Genomic DNA, 18,879 nt, shown 5'->3' on the forward strand with positions numbered 1-18,879 from the left:
CCACCCAATGACCGGTAGATTAGGTTCGGCGCCGACGATCGTGCTATTCAGGCGCGACCTTCGCTTGAGCGACAACGCTGCGCTTGCGGCAGCGGTCGATCTGGGCGTGCCTCTCCTGGCGCTTTTTGTTCTCGACGAGGAGAGCGCCAATACCAGGCCTTTGGGTGCAGCAAGTCGCTGGTGGCTGCACCATTCGCTAAGCTCCCTCGCGCAAAGGCTGCAAGATTCCGGTGCAAAGCTTTTAATTGCTCGGGGCAGAACGCGCGATCTTGTCGCGAAGGCCATTGCGGCGAGCGGTGCCAATCGTGTGTTCTGGAACCGCCGATATGAGCCGGCCGCGGCGGCAGTCGACTCGGTTCTGAAGGCCGATGTTCGCGAAGCCGGACTGATCGCGCAAAGCTTCGATGGCGCGCTGCTCCACGAGCCCTCCCGGCTCAAGACTGGCTCGGGCGGCTACTACAAGGTCTACACGCCGTTTTGGAACGCGCTGAATAGCGTGGGCGATCTGCGTGATCCGATCGATGCCCCGAAATCAATCAATGGCTGGGAGGGCAAATTCGACGGCCTGCCACTGGACCATCTCGACCTCCTTCCCAAAGCGCCCAATTGGGCAGAAGGGCTTGCAGATCGATGGACCCCTGGCGAAGCCGGCGCTCTGCAACGATTGCAGGCTTTTGAGAATGAGGATTTGGCCGACTACGAAAACCAGCGCGATATACCCTCCGTTCAGGGCACCTCGCGCCTCTCAGCCTATTTAGCGTTCGGCGAAATCACGCCAGTTCAAATATTTGCCGCTCTGCGGCGGTCGCACAAAGCTGGGGCGGCGAAATTCCGCAAGGAAATCGGCTGGCGAGAATTCTCCTATCATCTCCTTTTTCACAATCCTGACCTGCACGAGCAGAGCTTCCGCCCGGAATTCGAGGGTTTCACTTGGCGCCGCGACCGCCAGGCGTCGAAGGCCTGGCAAACCGGGATGACGGGTTACCCCATCGTGGATGCAGGCATGCGCGAGCTTTGGCAAACTGGGTGGATGCACAACCGCGTGCGCATGATCACTGCCTCCTTTCTCATCAAGGATCTGATGATTGACTGGCGCGAAGGCGAGAGATGGTTCTGGGACACTCTTGTCGATGCGGACCCGGCGAACAATGCCGCAAGTTGGCAGTGGATAGCCGGATCAGGTGCGGATGCCGCGCCCTTTTTTCGAATCTTCAACCCTGTCCTTCAGGGCGAAAAGTTCGACCCGCAAGGCGACTATGTGCGCCGCTACGTCCCGGAGATCGCCGCGTTGCCCGACCGCTACATCCACCGGCCGTGGGAGGCCCCAGCGACGCTGCTAACAAATGCGAAAATCGAGCTTGGCAAGACGTACCCAAAACCCATCGTCGATCACCGCGCTGCACGAGACAGGGCATTGATCCTCTATCAGTCAATGAAGGACAAGGCGAAAGTCTCAAGCCACGAGGAAGCAGCTTCATGATCCGATATGCTGTGGCCTATGCCACCACCCTGATAGTCTTCCTGGCCATCGACGCGGTCTGGCTGACGACGATGTCGCAGCGGCTCTACCGTCGCTATCTCGCGGACATATTGCTAGACAGCGTCAATCTCGTGCCGGCCGCCCTGTTCTATCTGATCTACATAGCGGGCATCATTGTCTTCGCGACCGCTCCCGCCTTATCGACCGGCAAGTGGACGACGGCGGTCGTCTTTGGCGCGCTCTATGGGTTCTTCGCCTACGCGACTTACGACCTCACCAACCAGGCCACTGTACGCGGCTGGCCGACGATCATTACGGTGGCTGATATCTGCTGGGGTTCGCTGCTCAGCGCGGTGGCGGCGGTTCTGGGGTTTCTGCTGACCCGCTATTTTCTGCGCGATTTTTGATTCCACGTTCCTCCGAAGTCGCGACGACGCCTGAAAGAAGCAGCCCGACAAATACGATCAATGTCGCCGCGCTCAAGGCGTTGAGCCCGACCATACCATTGTTGTCGGAAGCGCTGTAGTCAGCCAGTGGCAGGCCGAAGAGGCGTTCAGGTATGAAGTAGGCAGCAGCGCAGAGCGCGACGACTAATAGGCCGATTGCCCGTTCGGAAGGCCTGAACAAGGCAGCACCGATCAACGCGCATGGGACGAGGAATATCTCGACCCCCGACCCGATACCAAAGACCTTGGTGCTGAGGATGCCGTTGGCGATGCCGGTCAGAGGCAGCATGAGGCGCCCTGCTAGCGCATGCCGCCTCGCAACTGCTGGAACGGCGAGAAAGAAGGGTGTTGACAGAAATGTCAGAAAGGACGGCGCAACCTTATCGGCGCCGACAACCGCCCAGAGATAGAGCGGGTAGAATGGCTGGTTCCAGGCGACGACCAGCGCAATCCAGTTGGCGGCGCTCGTCAGAGGATCGTCGTGCGCGGCATAGACGGCGACCCGCCGCCAAAGGCGCGCGAGGCCCGCCATGTCAGCTGGCCGGTCGCATCAGGTAGTGGCTGACGCCCCACTCCTTGCCCTCGGCATGGCCGAACAGGCCTTCGGTGGCGAAGTAGAACAACCGCCAGCGCCGACGCCAGAGCGACGCATCCCGGCCATAGACAGCCGAAAGGATTGCGTCGATGTGGCCGCGGTCCTCGTCGAAGCGCGCGAGCCAATCGCGCGCGGTGCGGGCGTAGTGCAGGCCGTTCCACCGCCAGTCGCGCTCGATCGAGAAGCAATCCGGGAATTGGCTGATGAGGCCGTGGCTTGGCATTATGCCGCCAGTGAAGAAGTGTTGAGCGATCCAGTCAGCGTCATCGCGATGGTCAAAGCGATAGGGGCTATGGCGATGGCTGAAGACATGGACGAACAGCCGGCCTTCGGGCTCGAGCCAGGTTCGGATACGGGCGAGCAGGTCGCGCCAGTTGGACATGTGCTCGAACATCTCAACCGACACCACGCGATCGAACCGCGCTGACGGCTCGAATTCGTTCATGTCGGCGGTGATGACCTCAAGGTTGCCCAACCCGAGTGCTGCCGCCTCCCCCTGAATGTAAAGTCGCTGCGGAGTCGAATTCGACACCGCAACGATTCGGGCCGACGGGAAACGCCTCGCCATGTACAGCGTCAGCGAACCCCAGCCGCAGCCGAGCTCGAGGATCGACTGGCCATCGCGAAGTCCTGCGTGGTCAACGGTCTGCTCCAGCGCGGCGGTTTCCGCCTCGGCCAATGTCTCGCTGCCAGTCGCATAAAGGCAGCAGGAATACTTGCGGCGGGGACCGAGCGTCAGCGCGAAAAACTCAGGCGGCAGTTCGTAATGCTGCTCGTTGGCAGCTGCCGTATGCTCGGCTATGGAGCGGCCGGCCATGTCCTTGGCAAACCGCCCGAGATCGACCGTCGCCCCCGCCAGCCGCCGCCGTGTCCGACCAACAAGAGCCTCGATGCCGCAGCGGGTAGCGGAGTCTGGCAGCGGGACGCGCTCAACAGCGCGAATTGCGGATGCGATCAGGCTCACCTTTATCTCCTTCAATTCGCGGCTGTCGCCTTGGACGGGCCTGGCCAGAACGCATTGACGCGCGCCTGATAGCGGCGAAATTGCTCGCCACGCGAGCGCAGCATATGAGCCTCAAGCGGTGGGATGCCCGAGACATGGACAAGCAACCAATACATCAGCACAGGGCCGGCCAGCGTGATCCATCCCCATGCATAGCGACCCGAAGGATCGATGCCGATCACCACATAGGCAAGCCAAGCCAGCCATTCGAAGAAATAGTTGGGGTGGCGCGACAGACGCCAAAGGCCCGCATCGCAGACCTCGCCTTTGTTGGCAGGGTTAGCACGAAATGCCGTCAGTTGCCGGTCGGCCATCGCCTCGCCGCCGATCGCCAACAGCATCAGTGCGATACCGGCCCAGTCGTTGAGTACCAAGGCCGGAGCGGGATTGTGGGCAGCCGCCCTAATCGACAGCACCAGCAGGAACGCGGCACCTGCCTGGATCTGCAGGAACCAGAACAACCGAGCACGGAATCCGGCACCCCACTCTTGCTTGAGTTGGGCGTAGCGCGGATCGTCCTGGCCGCCGCCGGCGGTCCTCATCGCAATATGGAGTCCGAGCCTCAGCGACCAGGCGATCGCGAGAATGGCCACCAGCCACTGGCGCTGCTCGGAGTCGCCGGTCGCCGATACGGGTAGTGCCGCCAAAGCGCCGAAGATGCCGACGGCGAATGACCAGATCGCGTCGATCCACCCGGATCGACCCGTCTTCACCGCAATATACCAGGCCGCCGCCATGGTGACCGACAAACCGACCGCGGTAAGAACTAGAGCCGAAGCGACGCTCATGGGACGTCTCAGCTGCCAAGCAGAGGCTGGATCAATCGCCCGAGGAAGCCTCGCAGCCTCGTCTGCCCCTCGAGGGCGGCAATACATATGCACTCGCCGCTCTCATCGACGACTGGCTGATGCTGAACTTCGTCGTCGGCCTCATCCAGATCGCCAGGGCCGTAGCTGCCACGCGCGTCGGAAAGCCAGCCCTTGAGCACTTGAGTGTACTCGTAGCCGGAATGTGTATGCTCGGGCATCCTGCGCCCGGCCGCCACCTTCAACAGCATGACATTTGCGCCAGCATCTTGGGGAACCGTCACGCGACTCCAACGCACTCCGGGACCAATCCAGCGCCACGGGCCAACACCGCATCCATCCAGAGCCTCCGGCAGGGCAATGCCGATATCGGCGCGTGCCGGCCTTGCAGGTTCCTCGCGGCGTTCACCGTCCACCTCAATCCTCGCCATCAGTCGGTCCAGGGCATCTCCGCCCATTGCCTGGGGTTCCATTTCATCGAGGAGCGAGCCGCCCGTAGCTTCGAACTCCGCAATCCGTCCGGCGCAGGCTGGGCAACCGTCGATATGAACGGCCACGACGATGCGCGGTCCGGCCCCCAGGGAGCCACTGGCTTGGCGGAGCAACGTCTCGTCGCTTGGATGATGATTGATCATTTGAGGTCGTCCAGGATCTGGCGAAGGCGGCTGAGAGCCAGCCGCACGCGCGATTTAACGGTGCCAAGCGGGATCCGGAGTTGGCTCGCTATTTCCGATTGAGGTTTGTCGGCGAAGAAGGATAGCCGCAAGATATCGGCCTGTTCGGGTGACAAAAGGGCAACCGCAGAGCGCACCCGTTCTTCGCGCTCTGCGGCCATCACGGCCGCCTCACCCGAAACCGGGCTTTCGGGCTCGTCCGAGGGGTCGAAGGCGCTGGCAACTGCCGCGGGCCGGCTTTCCCGGCGCAGCCGATCGATCCGCACGTTGCGGCCGATCGTGAATATCCAAGTCGACACCCCTGCGCGCGCCGGATCGAAGTATGAGGCCTTCTTCCACACCAGCAGCATGGTTTCCTGAGCGATGTCCTCGGCGGTGGAAGCCGCCATGCCGGAGCGCATCATAAAAGCCTTCAGTCGCGGCGCGTAGAACCCGAAAAGCGTGGCAAAGGCTGCGCGATCGCGTCCCTGCGCTACCGCCGCAAGCAGACGCCTGGCTTCCTCAGCCGATAGCGCTCCCGTATCCGTGCTCATGGTCATCGCTACTTCGATCCTCGTGGGATCGAACGTCTGCGAAACCCTGCCGGCACTGAATTCGTATCCCGATGCATCCATGCGCCTTTTTACGCGCGATCTGTCAGTTCGGATCACAGCCGCGCGGCATTCCGCCTAACTGTGATCCATGCCGTCCGCGGCCGCGTAGAAGTTGAAGTTAGGGTAGAGGGGCAACCCCTTCCACTGGAAACTGGAGCATGCGCATGTCGACAGCAGGCAAACGCCTGGTCACGGATCGGTCGATGGACATAGCAGTCATCGGCAGTGGGATTTCCGGACTGTCGGCGGCATGGCTGCTCGCGCAGCGCCACAACGTATCATTGTTCGAGGCGGATAACCGCCTTGGCGGCCACAGCAACACCGTCGATGCCGGCGGGACGCAGGTAGACACCGGATTCATCGTCTACAACGAGGTCACATATCCCAATCTGACGGCTCTTTTTGCCCATATTGGTGTCCGCACCAAGCCCTCCGAGATGTCCTTTGCAGTTTCGCTGGATCGCGGTCGCCTGGAATATTCCGGGACCGGTCTGGGTGGACTTCTCGCACAGCCCGGCAATGTCGCGCGGCTCCGGTTCTGGAGCATGCTGAGGGAGTTGCTGCGCTTCTATCGCGAAGCGCCTTATGACATTTCGCGCATCGGGGAGAGCAGCCTTGCCGAATATCTCGATGCCAAGGGCTATGGCCCAGCGTTTCGCGAGGACCATCTCTATCCGATGGCGGCCGCAATCTGGTCGACGCCGGCAGCGGAGGTCGGCAATTATCCGGCCGCGGCCTTCATTCGGTTCTGCGAAAATCACGGGCTGCTGAAGCTCGCCGGGCGCGCCGTGTGGCGCACGGTCGATGGCGGAAGCCGCAACTACGTCGACAATTTGGCTCGCCGGTTCACCGGCCGGATATTCCGTGGGCGTGGCGTGCGGTCCATTGCGCGCCACTCTGGAGCGGCATGGCTCACCGATGTCGACGGCGTCGAACAGCGCTTCGACCAGGTGGTGGTCGCCACCCATGCCAACCAGGCGCTACGCATGCTGGCCGACGCAAGCCACGAGGAACACCAATTGCTGGGCAGTTTCGGCTACAGCCGCAACGAGGCCGTGCTGCATTCGGATCCCCGCCTCATGCCACGCAGGAGGCGGGCCTGGTCGAGCTGGAACTACCTTGCCGAGACACGCGGTGAAACCCGCAAGCTCTCCGTGACGTATTGGATGAACAGGCTGCAGTCCCTGCCTGACCAGCAGCCGCTGTTCGTTACGCTCAACCCTGCCATTGAACCCGAGGCCCGTACCGTGAGACATAGCGAGATCTACGAGCACCCGATATTCGACGGGGTCGCGATGCGCGCCCAGAAGAATCTCTGGTCGCTGCAAGGGGTCCGCAACACCTGGTTCTGCGGCGCATATTTCGGCGCCGGCTTTCACGAGGACGGGCTGCAGTCCGGCCTTGCTGTCGCCGAAACACTGGGCGGTGTCCGGCGCGCTTGGGACGTTCCGGACGAATCGGGCCGCATCCATCTCCCGGCCGCTGTCGAGCGGCCTCATTACGCGGCCGCGTGATGCTCCATCCGCAATCAGCCCTTTATGCCGGCAAGGTCATGCACCAACGGCTGAAGCCGCGCCGGCACAGGCTGTCCTACCGCATGTTCTTCCTGCTGCTCGACCTCGACGAGATCGACAATCTGGCGGCGAGGCTGCGGCTCTTTTCGCGCAATCGATTCAATTTCTTCGGTTTTGTCGACCGTGACCATGGCGATGGCTCCGGCGGGTCGCTCAAGGCCTATGTCGAACGTCAGCTCGATCTGGCCGGTATCGAAACGGACGGTGGACCTGTGCGGCTGCTGGCGATGCCGCGGATGCTCGGATATGCCTTCAATCCGCTAAGCATATATTTCTGCTACCGCCGCCAGGGCGGGCTCGCCGCCATCTTGTACGAGGTCAACAATACATTTGGCGAGCGTCACACCTATCTAATCCCTGTCGAGGATTGCGAAGGCAAAGGCCCCGTCGAGCAGCATTGCGCCAAGCGCCTCTACGTCTCGCCCTTCATCGGCATGAGCATGCAATATCGTTTTCGGATTGGCCCGCCCGAGGAGAGCGTATCGCTCCACATAACCGGCAGCGACGGCCAGGGGCCGCTGATCGTCGCCAGCTTCTCTGGTAGGCGGCGTGCGCTCACCGACGCAACGCTGGCGGGCGCCTTCCTGGCCTATCCGCTGCTGACGGTGAAAGTCATCGCCGGCATTCATTGGGAGGCGCTGCGCCTCTGGGCGAAAGGCATGCGGCTGTATGAGCGTCCAGCCCCGCCTGACCGTCCTGTCGCCCATGTCGCCATGCACAAACGTTCTCAGAGGAAGACCGAATCAGATGTCATCGGATACTGAAAGCGGGGCCAAAGCCGACCTTCGGAAGGGCATTTTCGTTGGCCCGATCCTGAAGCCGCTGCTCAGCTGCCTGAAGACGGGCGAGATCACCGTTGGCACGCCAAATGGTGCGACACTCGATTATCAGACCGGCAGGCCTGGCCACCGAAGCGGCGTCGCTTTCGCCGAAGCGTATGTACATGGATCGTGACTGGTCTAGCCCCGATCTACCAGCGCTGCTCGAGCCTGCCGCATTCAACTTGTATGAGATCGAGCATACGATATCCGGGCTGATGCCGGTAAGACTGAAACCGCCGGCGCCATGTGCTGCACGCCAACAGCCGCCGCGATAGCCGGCGAGGTAGCTGGCGAAACATTGCCTATCACCGAGCCTGGAAGCTCTCCTTAACTGCCTTGAAACTCGGCGCCACCAAATGCCACGAGGCAACTACGTCGAAAATCCAAGACAATAAGCCAACGCCCGAAGGATTTAGTCGATGCCGAAAGAATTAGCTGAAATGCTTCTTGCTTTCCTCCCCGTCGCGGCTGCAGCAGTTGCCGGGAGCCTAGCTACGAGACCGGGCCTCTCAACATGGTATCCCCGACTCCAGAAGCCGAGTTTCAATCCCCCGAACGCTGTATTCGCTCCAGTATGGTCACTTCTCTACCTTCTGATGGCCTACGCTTTTTATCGTGTGCTGAAAACCGGTATATCCTGGACTAGCGAAACGGTATTGGTTTTTTTGCTACAACTATTCCTGAATTCGTCTTGGTCCGTGGTTTTTTTTGGACTTCGGTGTATTCTATGCGCATTATTTTTAGTAGAAATACTGTTAGTTTTTATTGGCATATCGATGTTTTTATTTTGGAAAGTAGATCTTACCGCTGGCGTTTTACTCATCCCATACTTTATTTGGGTGAGTTTCGCTAACATTCTCAATTTGCAGATATGGAAGCTCAACCGCGCGTATTTATAGGCGAGTGTCCGCCCCGATGTAATTTTTCATCAGAGACGACTTTACCACAGCGGCTAGGATGACTCCTGGCTGCTACTTCCCAACTTGTTCGGCCCGCTTCGGTTCGCGTCGAGGCGGGGGGGGGTCTGTTCGATGAACTAACTAGCCTGCCAACCATGCGGGAGCGACCTTGGGAATCATCATGAATGAGGGCGCCGTTTTGATTGTCGAAGACGAGGCGGTGATCCTGCTCGACCTCGAGTCGGACTTTGAAGAAGGTCAGGGATGCTGAGGAGGCAATAGCGGCATTCGATGCCGACCCCTTCAAGGCCCGCACGGCGGAATTGAGCGAATCGCTGGCAGCAGCAGACGGCAACGGCGGATGTTCTGAAGGCGATCAGCCGTTCCACATTCGACCTGCAGCCGGTTCTCGACACGCTGGCAGAATCAGCGGCCAAGCTGTGCGACGCGGACACGAGCGTCATCTTCAAGCGCGACGGCGATCTCTACCGATGGTCGGCCAACTACGGCAATTTGCCTGAAGCCGCGGCTTTCGCCAAAGCCAATCCCTTCGCCGCCGGTCGCGACAGCGTCACCGGAAGGGTGGCCCTCGAAGCCCGCGCCGTCCACGTTTCGGACGTGCTCGCCGACCCGGACTACGGGGCAACGCAGCTCCAGAAGCTCGGCGGCTACCGAACCATTCTATGCGTTCCGATCTTACGCGAAGGCGCGCCGGTCGGAGTGTTCGCGCTGACGCGGTCACAGGTGCGGGACTTCACGCCGAGGCAGATCGAGCTTGTCGAGACGTTTGCCGACCAGTCCGGCATAGCGATCGAGAACGTACGGCTGTTCGACGAGGTGCAGGCGCGTACCCGCGAATTGTCACGCTCGCTCGACGATCTGAGGACCGCGCAGGACCGCCTCGTGCAAACGGAGAAGCTCGCCTCACTCGGCCAGTTGACCGCCGGTATCGCCCACGAGATCAAGAACCCGCTCAACTTCGTCAACAACTTCTCAGCGCTCTCCAGCGAACTCATCGATGATTTGAGCAGTGTGCTGGACGGAGCGCCTTTGGAGGCATCCGTGCGCGAAGAGGTCGCCGAGCTGACAGCCATGCTCAAGAGCAATCTCGACAAGGTGGGCCAGCACGGCAAGCGGGCCGATTCCATCGTCAGGAACATGCTCCTGCATTCGCGCGCGGGTTCAGGAGAGCATCGTCCGATCGAGATCAATGCCGTCGTGGAGGAGAGCCTGAACCTTGCCTATCACGGGGCGCGCGCCGAAAAGCCGGGATTCAACGTCACGCTGACGCGGAATTTCGACCCGCAGGCGGGGGATGTCGATCTCTACCCGCAGGAGATCACGCGGGTGCTTCTCAACCTCATCTCCAACGGCTTTTATGCAACAGCCAAGCGCGGCGCCGCGGCGAATGGCGCGGGCTATGAGCCGACGCTCTGCGCCACCACCATGAGTCTCGGCGACCGTGTCGAAATCAGGATCCGCGACAACGGCACCGGCATTCCGCCGGAGGTGAAGGAGAAGATGTTCAATCCATTCTTCACGACCAAGCCAGCCGGCGAGGGTACTGGGCTCGGCCTGTCGCTCAGCCACGACATCGTCGTCAAACAGCATGCTGGCACGATCGACGTCATCAGCCAGCCAGGCGAGTTCACCGAGTTTCGGATTGTGCTGCCGCGCGCTGCGGCTTCGCTCGCAAAATCGGGAGGTGAAGAATGAGCCTCCTCATCCTGGTCGTCGACGACGAGCCCGACGTCGAGCCGCTGTTTCGCCAGCAGTTCCGCCGCGACATCCGAGCCAGCCGCTTCACCATGGAGTTCGCGCAATCGGCGGTAGATGCGTTGGAGCAGATAGACCACGCCGAAGGGGTGACACTGATCCTGGTGCTGTCCGACATCAACATGCCCGGCATGAGCGGGCTCGAGCTCCTGCCGAAGATCAAGGTGCAGCGGCCGGACGTCCCGGTCATCATGATCACCGCTTATGGCGACGCCGAAACCAAGCGCAAGGTGTTGGAGGACGGCGCCGAAGCACTGCTGACCAAGCCGATCGACTTTGCGGCGCTCAGGCAACAGATCGAAACGCGGCTGGGAATGGTAGCGTGACGGCGCGCATCCTCGTGGTCGACGACGAGCCCGACCTTGAGGTCTTGATCGTCCAGAAGTTCCGGCGTCAGATCCGTGACGGCGCGGTCATTTTCCTGTTTGCCAGCGATGGTGTGGACGCCCTGTCCGTCATCGACGGCAACAGCGACATCGACATGGTGCTGTGCGACATCAACATGCCCCGTATGGACGGCCTTTCGCTGCTGGAGAAGCTGCAGCAGGCCGAGGGGCAGCAGCTTTCGACGGTCATCGTCTCCGCTTACGGTGACATGGCCAACATCCGCACTGCGATGAACCGCGGCGCCTTCGACTTCATTACTAAGCCGATCGACTTTGCCGACCTGGAGACCACGATCGCCAAGACCTTGAAGCATCGCGAGGTGCTGCACGAGGCGCATAGGCGGCAAGCGGTCGCGGAGCGCGCTCATGCATCGCTGTCGCGCTACTTCTCGCCCAATCTGGCCGAGCGGCTGGCCGGCGACGCCGACGGGTCGGCGCTAGCCGGGCAGTGGCGTGAGGTCGCCTCGCTGTTCACCGACATTACCAGCTTCACCACGCTGGTGGAAACGATCGACCCTGCCACGCTAGGCGCGCTCCTCAACGACTATTTGGCCAGCATGACCAACGTCGTGTTCGCGCATGAAGGCACCGTCGCCAAGATCGTCGGCGATGCGCTGCATGTGCTGTTCGGCGCGCCTGGCGAGCAGCAGGACCATGCGGCGCGTGCGGTTGCCTGCGCGCTCGAGCTCGACGCGCTGTCGCAATCGTTCCGCGATAGCTGGCGCGACAAGGGCGTCGCGGTCGGTACGACCCGCATCGGTGTCCATGCAGGTCCGGCGCTGGTCGGAAATTTCGGCGGAGGCCGCTTCTTCGACTACACGGCCTATGGCGACACCATCAATATAGCGGCGCGGCTGGAAAGCGCCAACAAGCAGCTGGGCACGCGTATCTGCGTCAGCGCGAGCGCCGCTGCAAGGGTCGACGGCTTCCGCGGACGGCCGGTCGGCGATCTGATGCTGCGCGGCAGGGCCGAGGCGCTGCGCGCGTTCGAGCCTTTGTCGTCAAAGCAGTATGATGATCCTTCGACGGCCAGCTATCTTGAAGCCTTCGGCAGATTGGAGGCCGGCGATGCAAACGCGCTTACGGCTTTCGCCGCGCAGATCGGCAAATGTCCGGACGACCAGCTCGCCAGCTTCCATCTCAAGCGGCTGCTCAACGGCGCCAAGGGAACGCGGATCAGCCTCGACTGATCTTTGCGCCAGTCGCGACCGCGACCGCCAAGCCTCGTCGCCGGCAATGTCTGCTTTCACGAGTTGGCAAAGGTGCCCTCAACGGCCGACAATCGCAGGCTGCAAGGCGCTTTAGAGTCGCTTCCAGCGGGGCCCATGGCAACCGAAGAAGCAATTCGAGCCCTGGCGCTTGAGACTGGGTTAACCGCGGAGCAAATTCGCGAAATCATATTGCTGATCGGGAGCGACCGCGCCTCAATTTTGAGAGAAGCGCGCCTGTTGAAGAAAGGCCAAGCCTAGTGTGTGTGAACCATTTCGGGCCGCAAAGACTTGCGCCTTCGGCAGAGTACCAGTCAACAATCACCCGCCCCAGATGCTAACCTGGCCGCCGGCGCGTCCGGTGCTACCGCGATCTGCCAGTCGAATCTCCCGGCAGCCGCCGCATGCATGGCTGCCGGGCTGAGCGCTTTGCCGGTGCGATCTCGGTCTACGGCATTCGTATTTTAGCAATTGCGAAACTAACCGACACCCTGCGCGTTGACGATTGCCACAATGGAGAACTTAGAGAATGGATCCGGCAGCCTCGGCAGTGATGATGTTGCTTTCGTGTAGCCCGGGACCCGCTTCCGTCTGCCGACCGATCGATACGCCGCCCACCCTCTACGCTTCGGTCGACGAATGCAGGGCGTCATTGAGGGAACGTCTTGCCAGATCTCCCAACGGCGACATCGTCGGCCGGTGCAGTGGGGTCGACCCGACTGTGACGGGTTCGCTGCCGGCCGGGTATACGACGGTAGTGGTGATGCGTGGTGTGGGGAACAAGAATGTCACTAGATATGTCGTACCCCACAAAGCCGACTAGGGTGGCGCGGCATGCACTCGCGAGGAGTATTTCAATCCTTCAGGAATATGGGCAGGTAGCTCGTGCATGGCTTAAGGGCTCCAGCGCCATCGCTGGAGCCCTTGTCGTTTCAGCCAATGCGATCAGCCGCCGCTGGCCGGTGCAGCTGGTGCTGGTGCTGCGGGCTTCGGTTCAGCCGCCGGCGCCTCCACCCTCGGGGAAGATGCGGGAGCCTCCACTTTCGGGACATCAACTTTGACGTTTATGTCCTTAGCTTCGCCGCCACCACCGATGTTAATAACCACGGTGAATAACAGCAGAATAAAGACCGCAATGATGGCAAGAACGACTGCAACAGCCGTACCTCCACCGCCGCCTGAATTTACAACGGTCGGCCCGTCAGGCATGACTACGGCAGGAGACAGCATTTCGTTCCGCCTTTGGGACTACAGTCCGGGTCTCCTGCGACTGAAGTCTCGGCGCTCGAGGCAAAGGGCGGAGCCGTCGCAACCAACACCTTGCCAAGGCATTTGGTTAGAGCTGCCGAGCAAGTCAGTTCGTCGGCGGTCAAACCGAGTGCCCCGCCCCGCGCCCCAGCGTTGGAGGGAAACTCTCCCACGGAGCACCGATGCGCTTAAGTGACATGATAGCGAACACGTTTGCCCTTTTGCTTCTCGCGGGCGTCGTCGGTGGAATGTTCCTTGCCTTCGCAAAACCACCCTGGCGCGGTGCGGCTGCCCGGATCGTGTTGATTCTTCCGGCCGCATTCACCGCCGCATCGGTGTGCCCTTTCTGTCGGCAAGCCTGCCTGCCAGAGCGTTTTGGCCTGCGGCTCGCCCCGCCGAGGCCGAAGTCGATCTGATGCGGTGACGAAACATGTAGCCGACCGTGGATTGGCAGTGGGCGTACGTAAGAGGCAGCAAATGGCGGAGTTGAACCGCAGGAAGAGTGAGAAGACCAAGCTGTCGCCGAAACCATTGGCGGCGGTGGTGAACTTCGCCCGCCTAAACGGCATAACCGTCGATGAGGTACCTACCGTCATCACGCGCGATTGTACGGCCGATGGCCTTAGCGACGAAGACCAACTCGGTACATCACGTCCTTGAGGACGCGCATCCTGTGAAGCCGGCTCATTAGGGAGAGCGTTACCGCAATGTCCTACACGGTGATTTGGTACGGGAAACAGGGCATCGTTGAAAAGACACCATTCGATGCCGAGAAAGCCGCAAGAGATCACGCGCTGGCGACATTCGCTGCTCGAAAACAGAATGACGGCATCGTGGCGGTGGAAGTACGCAAAGACGACGGCACGGTTGTATTCAGTCAAGCGGGTGCGCGGTCCCACTGAAAACGCGGACACGGGTCCGCCGCATCGCAATTCGGCCGGAGGGGCTAGTTTCAGACCTTCTTTGCCATGCCGAAACCGAACTCGCTCGACGCGCGCGGTGGCCTATGAGCCAGAGTTTCTGTGGCAATGCACTTGGTCTCAACCGGTGAGTCCTGTGCTACGTGCACCGGAACGCTCTATCGGCCGAAAATCGGCCGGCTGGTCTACGCCTTCGAGGAGACCAAGCGCCTAGCGCTGGCCGGCGCCAGCAGCCTCGCGTTTCGGGTCAGCCAAATAGTCTGACCAGATCCTGGTGCCTATAGCTTGTGCAGCGCGGGGAACATCGGTTGCCACAGTGGCCGGTGTCGTAACCCCAAGCAGCACCCCGGCTGCACTGGCGATTGCCTACGGACGGCCCTCGTCGGGTAGGATCCGTCAAATGTACGATTTGCTAAAATGTGGCCCGCTGCCAGGACAAGCAGCGGGCCATTCACGGAGTAGGCTGGAGTTTGAAGGGGACACCGGCCAGCACAACAACGGCGCCCGTTAGGGTTTGTTCCCATGAAGATCGCAAATATTAGCAACAGCTTTACTAAGCCCTCACTCGCCCCAGAATCCTACCAGGGTGTGGAAAATGGCATCGGACAGCCCGTCGGTCATAGCAGGCTGTGAAATGTTGGCGGAACCTTCCGCTCAGTCCGCTGTTGGTCGGCAGGAGGTCCGTGAAGTGCGAAACCTGACGGCAGAGCAGTCGCGAGCAGCGCGCGCGCTATTGAACTGGTCCCGCGTGCGGCTTGGCGCCAAGTCCAATCTCAGCGAAGACACGATCCGCGAGTTTGAGAGCGGCCGAAGAATTCCGGGTGCGGGCAACCTCACCCGCATACGACAAGCATTGGAAGCAGCCGGTGTTGTCTTTACCCTCGGAGCACCCTCGCTAACCAATTTGTCTGAGGGGGAGGCTGGTGTAATCGGCTCCAATGAGATGTAGCCGCCTGAATGAAAAAACGCCCGCCGAGCCGACCGCCAGCGGGTTTTCCGGCGCTGCGCACTTCGCCTAAGCGCCTCACGCCCAGTGGCTTGCTAGCTGTTCACCAGGCCGCCTTTTCGGGAATCTGATCAATTGTTAAGGCGCGTCGGAACCTTTCCTCACCGATGCACTTCATGTGCATGTCCCAGAAGGTTGAGCCCCCAATCCTGCCAACGAACAGCCGCGATTAGAGTCTTTCACGTTTTGACGGAAGCGCATCCAGCGTTTTCGAAGTAGTTCCTGCATTCGGCCGCCTCAATGGTTTCGACGAGGTGTCCGATATGGCGCCAAGTGTCCTCGACGGTTCGTTTCTGAGCTTGGCGCATTCAGTGTTTGATCTTGGCGAAGGCCTGCTCGATGGGATTGAGGTCCGGAGAGTATGGTGGCAGGTACCAAAGCCTGGCGCCAGCCGCCTTGATCATCTGCCTGATGGCGGTCGACTTATGACTTCCCAAATTATCCATGACGACGATGTCGCCGGGCTTAAGCACGGTGATAAGCTGCTGCTCGACATAAGCACGGAAGCATTGGCCGTTGATCGGTCCGTCAAAGACGCAAGGTGCCGCGAGCCGATCGCAGCGCAGTGCGCCGAGGAAGGTCAGTGTGCGCCAGTGGCCGTGCAGAGCGAGGCCGCGCAGCCGCTTGCCCTTCGGCCCACAGCCTCGCAGTGGGGCCATGTTGGTCTTGATCCAGGTCTCGTCGATGAAGACCAGGCACTGCGGGTCGAGGCCGGCCTGCCAAAAACGCCATCGCTGGCGCCTGCGGGCAATATCAGCGCGCGCCTGCTCGAGGGCGAACAGCGTTTTTTTGAAGCTCAGCCCCTCGCGGCGCAGGAACGACCAAACTGCGTTGTGCGAGACCTTGACGCCGCGACTGGCCAACTCATCCTTCAGGCCGTGCAGCGTCAGATGCGGCGTCTCACCTATACGCGCCGCGATGAAGGCACGGTGCGGCTCCAGCACCCTCTTGCGATGTCCACCCATCTTGCCGGGCGCAACCGAGCCCGTCGCCTGATGGCGCTGCAACAACTTCACTGCTGCAGAAATCGAAATGCCGAACCGTTTGGCGGCCGAGCGGCGGCTCTCGCCGCCTAAAACCGCTGCCACCACCCGTTCGCGAAGATCATTGGAAAGAGGTCGGGTCATCAGATGCTGGGCTCCACTCCAGCCAGCATCTTGAATCACAAAATCCACAAATCGGGAATCCCATTCGATTCCATCAACGCGTGAAACGCTCTAGCGTAGGCGCGGCGATTGCTCCCTCGCCTGCAGGTGCGGAGGAGTTGAACGGATACGGGCGTGTGTGCAACGCCCGTATCCGCGCGCAATCGCATGCAAAGCGAGCCATCTTACGTCGATCGGCTCTAGTCGCACCCAATCGGCTGCCTATCCTGTCTTGATAGCCTTCGCGCTGGCGTAGGCGATCGCATGGAAGATGCTCTCGATGAGATCCTTTTCGCGGAACGGCTTATTGAGCAGCGGGACATCTGATGGGCGATCTGCAATCGCGTCCGCGTCAGCATATCCGGTAATAATTACGGCGGGCCATTCGGAGCGGAGATTGCGCGCAAAGCGAATGACCTCAACCCCGGATACGAGCGGCATGGCGAAATCAGTGACTATCACGTCGAAATCGTGGGGCGCTCGCTCGATAATTGCCAGCGCTTCGGCGCCCCCTGCTGCGCAGGTCACCACGAAACCACGCTGCCGAAGCGACTGCGCGGTCAGTTGCCGCAACACGCTGCTGTCGTCGATCAAAAGAATGGACGGGAGTTCCTTGCCAGCATCGACCCTGTCCAGATCGGGTTCAGCTAGGTCGCCGGTTGGCTGCTCAACCGAACGCGGCAACCACAATTCCATGGCAGTTCCGCGACCGACCGTACTGTCTATGCGGAGCGAACCGCCGGACTGCTTCATGAACCCGTAAACCGTGCTGAGACCCAGGCCCGTTCCTTTGCCGACGGGCTTTGTGGTGAAGAAGGGTTCGACCACTTTGGCCAGAATGTCCTGTGGGATGCCGGCACCGGTGTCCTTGACGGTGACAACTACATAGGCGCCCGGCGAAAGATCTTCGGACGACGTTTCAATCGTCCGATTTTGCGCGTGCACTGTCATTGTTCCACCCGACGGCATGGCGTCGCGTGCATTGAAAACCAGATTCATCAAGGCCAGCTCCAGTTGGCCGACATCGACGTGCGCGGGCCAAACGGAATCGTCGACCTTCCATTCAAAGCGGATCCGGCCCCCCAACACGGGTGCCACGAGGCCGTTCATCGTGTCTCCCAGAGCCGCGAGACGCACGGCTGCCGGCTTCAGGTTCTGACGCCGCGAGAATGCGAGCATGCGGTTGACAAGTTCCGCGCCTTGTTTCGCCGAGCGCCGGGTTAGGTCAACGACCTGTTTCGCTTGTTCGTCGAGCGTCACGTGCCGCTCAAGCAATCCCAGGCCACTGAGAATCGCGGCGAGCAGATTGTTGAAATCATGCGCCAGTCCACCTGTTAGCTTGCCGACTGCGTCGAGGCGCTGCGATTGAAGAAGCTGATCTTCGAGTTCACGCCGCTCGGTCACGTCAAGCAATGTGCCGAGGATTTCAGGTCGACGTCTGTCGGCGCCCCTCGATAGGATGCCCTGATCCAGAAAGATGCGGTATTTGCCATCGGCGCATTGCCAGCGGAACTCGCACGTATAGGATCCAGTAGTCTTTGCGGCCAGCAACGCTTCCCGCACTCTAGGCAGATCATCAGGATGCACACGGCTCAGGCCAAAGCGCGGATCGGACGTCAGTCGCTCCGGTGGAAATCCCGTCAAGCGTTCGACACCTTTGGTGACAAAGCGGGCTGCAAAGGGCGGCTCGGCGGCTCTCGCGTGAAAGCAGACAGGCAAGGAGCCTAGAATGGCTTCCTGACGTTCCTCCGCGCTGCGAAGCGACCGCTCGACCTCTAGCTTTTCTTTTTCGGCCTGCAAGGCCTTTGCCAGCAACGCCTGCTCGGCGATCGCCTTGCGCTGGATTTCGAGCGTCTTTTGGTGGAGCTCGACGAAGACAGCCACTTTGGAGCGCAGCATGACCGGGTCGAACGGCTTGAATACGAAGTCCACTGCACCGGCGTCATAGCCCCGCAACATGTGAGCATCTTCCTTGTTGATGGCCGTGAGGAAGATGAGAGGCGTGCGCTTCGACTGTTCACGCTGGCGGATCAGTGCGGCCGTCTCGTAGCCGTCGAGACCCGGCATTAACACGTCCAGCAAAATAACAGCGAAATCCTGCTTCAACAGGCAGCGCAGGGCCTCCTCGCCGGATTGCACGGCGACGACCTCCGCAATTGGGGCCAAGACCTCCTGGATCGCCAACAGATTGCGTTCGTCATCATCGACGGCAAGTACGCGTGCCTTTGCCGGGCCATCGGCGAGTTGAACGATCTCCAATTTCTTCGAATGTGTCCGCGAAGGTTTTTGCATCGGGCAC

Annotated in this window: 18 protein-coding genes and 2 pseudogenes; 12 read left to right on the top strand and 8 right to left on the bottom strand. The window is 60.8% G+C overall.

Annotated features, from left to right (window positions below; all coding sequences use genetic code 11):
* Positions 1 to 7: 7 nt before the first annotated feature.
* Both JG743_RS27885 and JG743_RS27890 read left to right on the top strand, forming a co-directional pair.
* Positions 8 to 1,480, top strand: coding sequence for a cryptochrome/photolyase family protein (locus tag JG743_RS27885; protein WP_202295028.1), 1,473 nt, complete (start codon positions 8 to 10; stop codon positions 1,478 to 1,480).
* Positions 1,477 to 1,887, top strand: a complete 411-nt coding sequence (locus tag JG743_RS27890) for a DUF2177 family protein (RefSeq protein ID WP_202295031.1) — start codon at positions 1,477 to 1,479, stop codon at positions 1,885 to 1,887. The genes JG743_RS27885 and JG743_RS27890 overlap by 4 nt, the downstream gene beginning before the upstream one ends.
* Here JG743_RS27890 and JG743_RS27895 read toward each other — a convergent pair.
* From JG743_RS27895 to JG743_RS27915, 5 genes are read right to left on the bottom strand one after another with little or no spacing between them, the layout of a single operon-like run.
* On the bottom strand, positions 1,826 to 2,458 hold the full coding sequence (locus tag JG743_RS27895; RefSeq protein WP_244672936.1) for a hypothetical protein: 633 nt from the start codon (positions 2,456 to 2,458) through the stop codon (positions 1,826 to 1,828). The two genes, JG743_RS27890 and JG743_RS27895, sit on opposite strands and share 62 nt — an antisense overlap.
* A 1-nt stretch (position 2,459) precedes the next feature.
* Entirely contained in the window at positions 2,460 to 3,485 is a 1,026-nt protein-coding gene (locus JG743_RS27900) for an SAM-dependent methyltransferase (protein ID WP_202295034.1), read from the bottom strand.
* 11 nt (positions 3,486 to 3,496) lie between these two features.
* Entirely contained in the window at positions 3,497 to 4,312 is an 816-nt protein-coding gene (locus tag JG743_RS27905; protein WP_202295037.1) for a DUF1295 domain-containing protein, read from the bottom strand.
* An 8-nt stretch (positions 4,313 to 4,320) separates the two neighbouring features.
* Positions 4,321 to 4,965 carry a ChrR family anti-sigma-E factor gene (locus tag JG743_RS27910; protein ID WP_202295040.1) on the bottom strand — a complete coding sequence of 215 codons (645 nt, stop codon included), beginning with the start codon at positions 4,963 to 4,965 and terminating at the stop codon, positions 4,321 to 4,323.
* Complete coding sequence (locus tag JG743_RS27915) at positions 4,962 to 5,543, bottom strand: sigma-70 family RNA polymerase sigma factor (protein ID WP_244672937.1); 582 nt, start codon at positions 5,541 to 5,543, stop codon at positions 4,962 to 4,964. The genes JG743_RS27910 and JG743_RS27915 overlap by 4 nt, the downstream gene beginning before the upstream one ends.
* A 218-nt stretch (positions 5,544 to 5,761) precedes the next feature.
* On the opposite strand from JG743_RS27915, the gene JG743_RS27920 reads away from it, so the two are divergent.
* The 7 genes and pseudogenes from JG743_RS27920 to JG743_RS27950 all read left to right on the top strand — a co-directional run bounded on the left by JG743_RS27920 (position 5,762) and on the right by JG743_RS27950 (position 12,522).
* A complete protein-coding gene (locus tag JG743_RS27920) occupies positions 5,762 to 7,111 on the top strand; it encodes an NAD(P)/FAD-dependent oxidoreductase (RefSeq protein ID WP_244672938.1) in 1,350 nt (449 codons plus the stop codon).
* Positions 7,111 to 7,935, top strand: coding sequence for a DUF1365 domain-containing protein (locus JG743_RS27925; protein WP_202295046.1), 825 nt, complete (start codon positions 7,111 to 7,113; stop codon positions 7,933 to 7,935). Before JG743_RS27920 ends, JG743_RS27925 begins: the two co-directional genes overlap by 1 nt.
* A gap of 497 nt (positions 7,936 to 8,432) precedes the next feature.
* On the top strand, positions 8,433 to 8,891 hold the full coding sequence (locus JG743_RS27930) for a TspO/MBR family protein (RefSeq protein ID WP_244673229.1): 459 nt from the start codon (positions 8,433 to 8,435) through the stop codon (positions 8,889 to 8,891).
* Between the two features lie 305 nt (positions 8,892 to 9,196).
* A pseudogene (locus JG743_RS27935) lies at positions 9,197 to 10,607 on the top strand (sensor histidine kinase); the annotation flags it as partial.
* A complete protein-coding gene (locus JG743_RS27940; RefSeq protein ID WP_202295053.1) occupies positions 10,604 to 10,993 on the top strand; it encodes a response regulator in 390 nt (129 codons plus the stop codon). The pseudogene JG743_RS27935 and the gene JG743_RS27940, both read left to right, overlap by 4 nt.
* Complete coding sequence (locus JG743_RS27945; protein ID WP_202295055.1) at positions 10,990 to 12,243, top strand: adenylate/guanylate cyclase domain-containing protein; 1,254 nt, start codon at positions 10,990 to 10,992, stop codon at positions 12,241 to 12,243. Before JG743_RS27940 ends, JG743_RS27945 begins: the two co-directional genes overlap by 4 nt.
* Positions 12,244 to 12,378: 135 nt before the next feature.
* On the top strand, positions 12,379 to 12,522 hold the full coding sequence (locus JG743_RS27950; protein ID WP_202295058.1) for a hypothetical protein: 144 nt from the start codon (positions 12,379 to 12,381) through the stop codon (positions 12,520 to 12,522).
* Positions 12,523 to 13,206: 684 nt separating this feature from the next.
* On the opposite strand, the gene JG743_RS27955 is transcribed toward JG743_RS27950, so the two are convergent.
* The gene (locus tag JG743_RS27955; RefSeq protein WP_202295061.1) at positions 13,207 to 13,491 is read right to left on the bottom strand and encodes a hypothetical protein; all 285 of its coding nucleotides are present in this window, start codon (positions 13,489 to 13,491) and stop codon (positions 13,207 to 13,209) included.
* Between the two features lie 495 nt (positions 13,492 to 13,986).
* On the opposite strand from JG743_RS27955, the gene JG743_RS27960 reads away from it, so the two are divergent.
* The 3 genes from JG743_RS27960 to JG743_RS27970 all read left to right on the top strand — a co-directional run bounded on the left by JG743_RS27960 (position 13,987) and on the right by JG743_RS27970 (position 15,378).
* Entirely contained in the window at positions 13,987 to 14,169 is a 183-nt protein-coding gene (locus JG743_RS27960; protein ID WP_202295064.1) for a hypothetical protein, read from the top strand.
* 47 nt (positions 14,170 to 14,216) lie between these two features.
* A complete protein-coding gene (locus JG743_RS27965) occupies positions 14,217 to 14,411 on the top strand; it encodes a hypothetical protein (RefSeq protein WP_202295066.1) in 195 nt (64 codons plus the stop codon).
* A 613-nt stretch (positions 14,412 to 15,024) separates the two neighbouring features.
* Complete coding sequence (locus tag JG743_RS27970; RefSeq protein WP_342215680.1) at positions 15,025 to 15,378, top strand: helix-turn-helix domain-containing protein; 354 nt, start codon at positions 15,025 to 15,027, stop codon at positions 15,376 to 15,378.
* A 236-nt stretch (positions 15,379 to 15,614) separates the two neighbouring features.
* Here JG743_RS27970 and JG743_RS27975 read toward each other — a convergent pair.
* Both JG743_RS27975 and JG743_RS27980 read right to left on the bottom strand, forming a co-directional pair.
* Positions 15,615 to 16,562 (bottom strand): annotated as a pseudogene (locus tag JG743_RS27975) (IS630 family transposase).
* Positions 16,563 to 16,802: 240 nt separating this feature from the next.
* Entirely contained in the window at positions 16,803 to 18,872 is a 2,070-nt protein-coding gene (locus JG743_RS27980) for a response regulator (protein ID WP_202295070.1), read from the bottom strand.
* Positions 18,873 to 18,879 lie beyond the last annotated feature (7 nt).

The organism is Mesorhizobium sp. 131-2-1, from assembly GCF_016756535.1.
Taxonomy (GTDB): Bacteria; Pseudomonadota; Alphaproteobacteria; order Rhizobiales; family Rhizobiaceae; genus Mesorhizobium.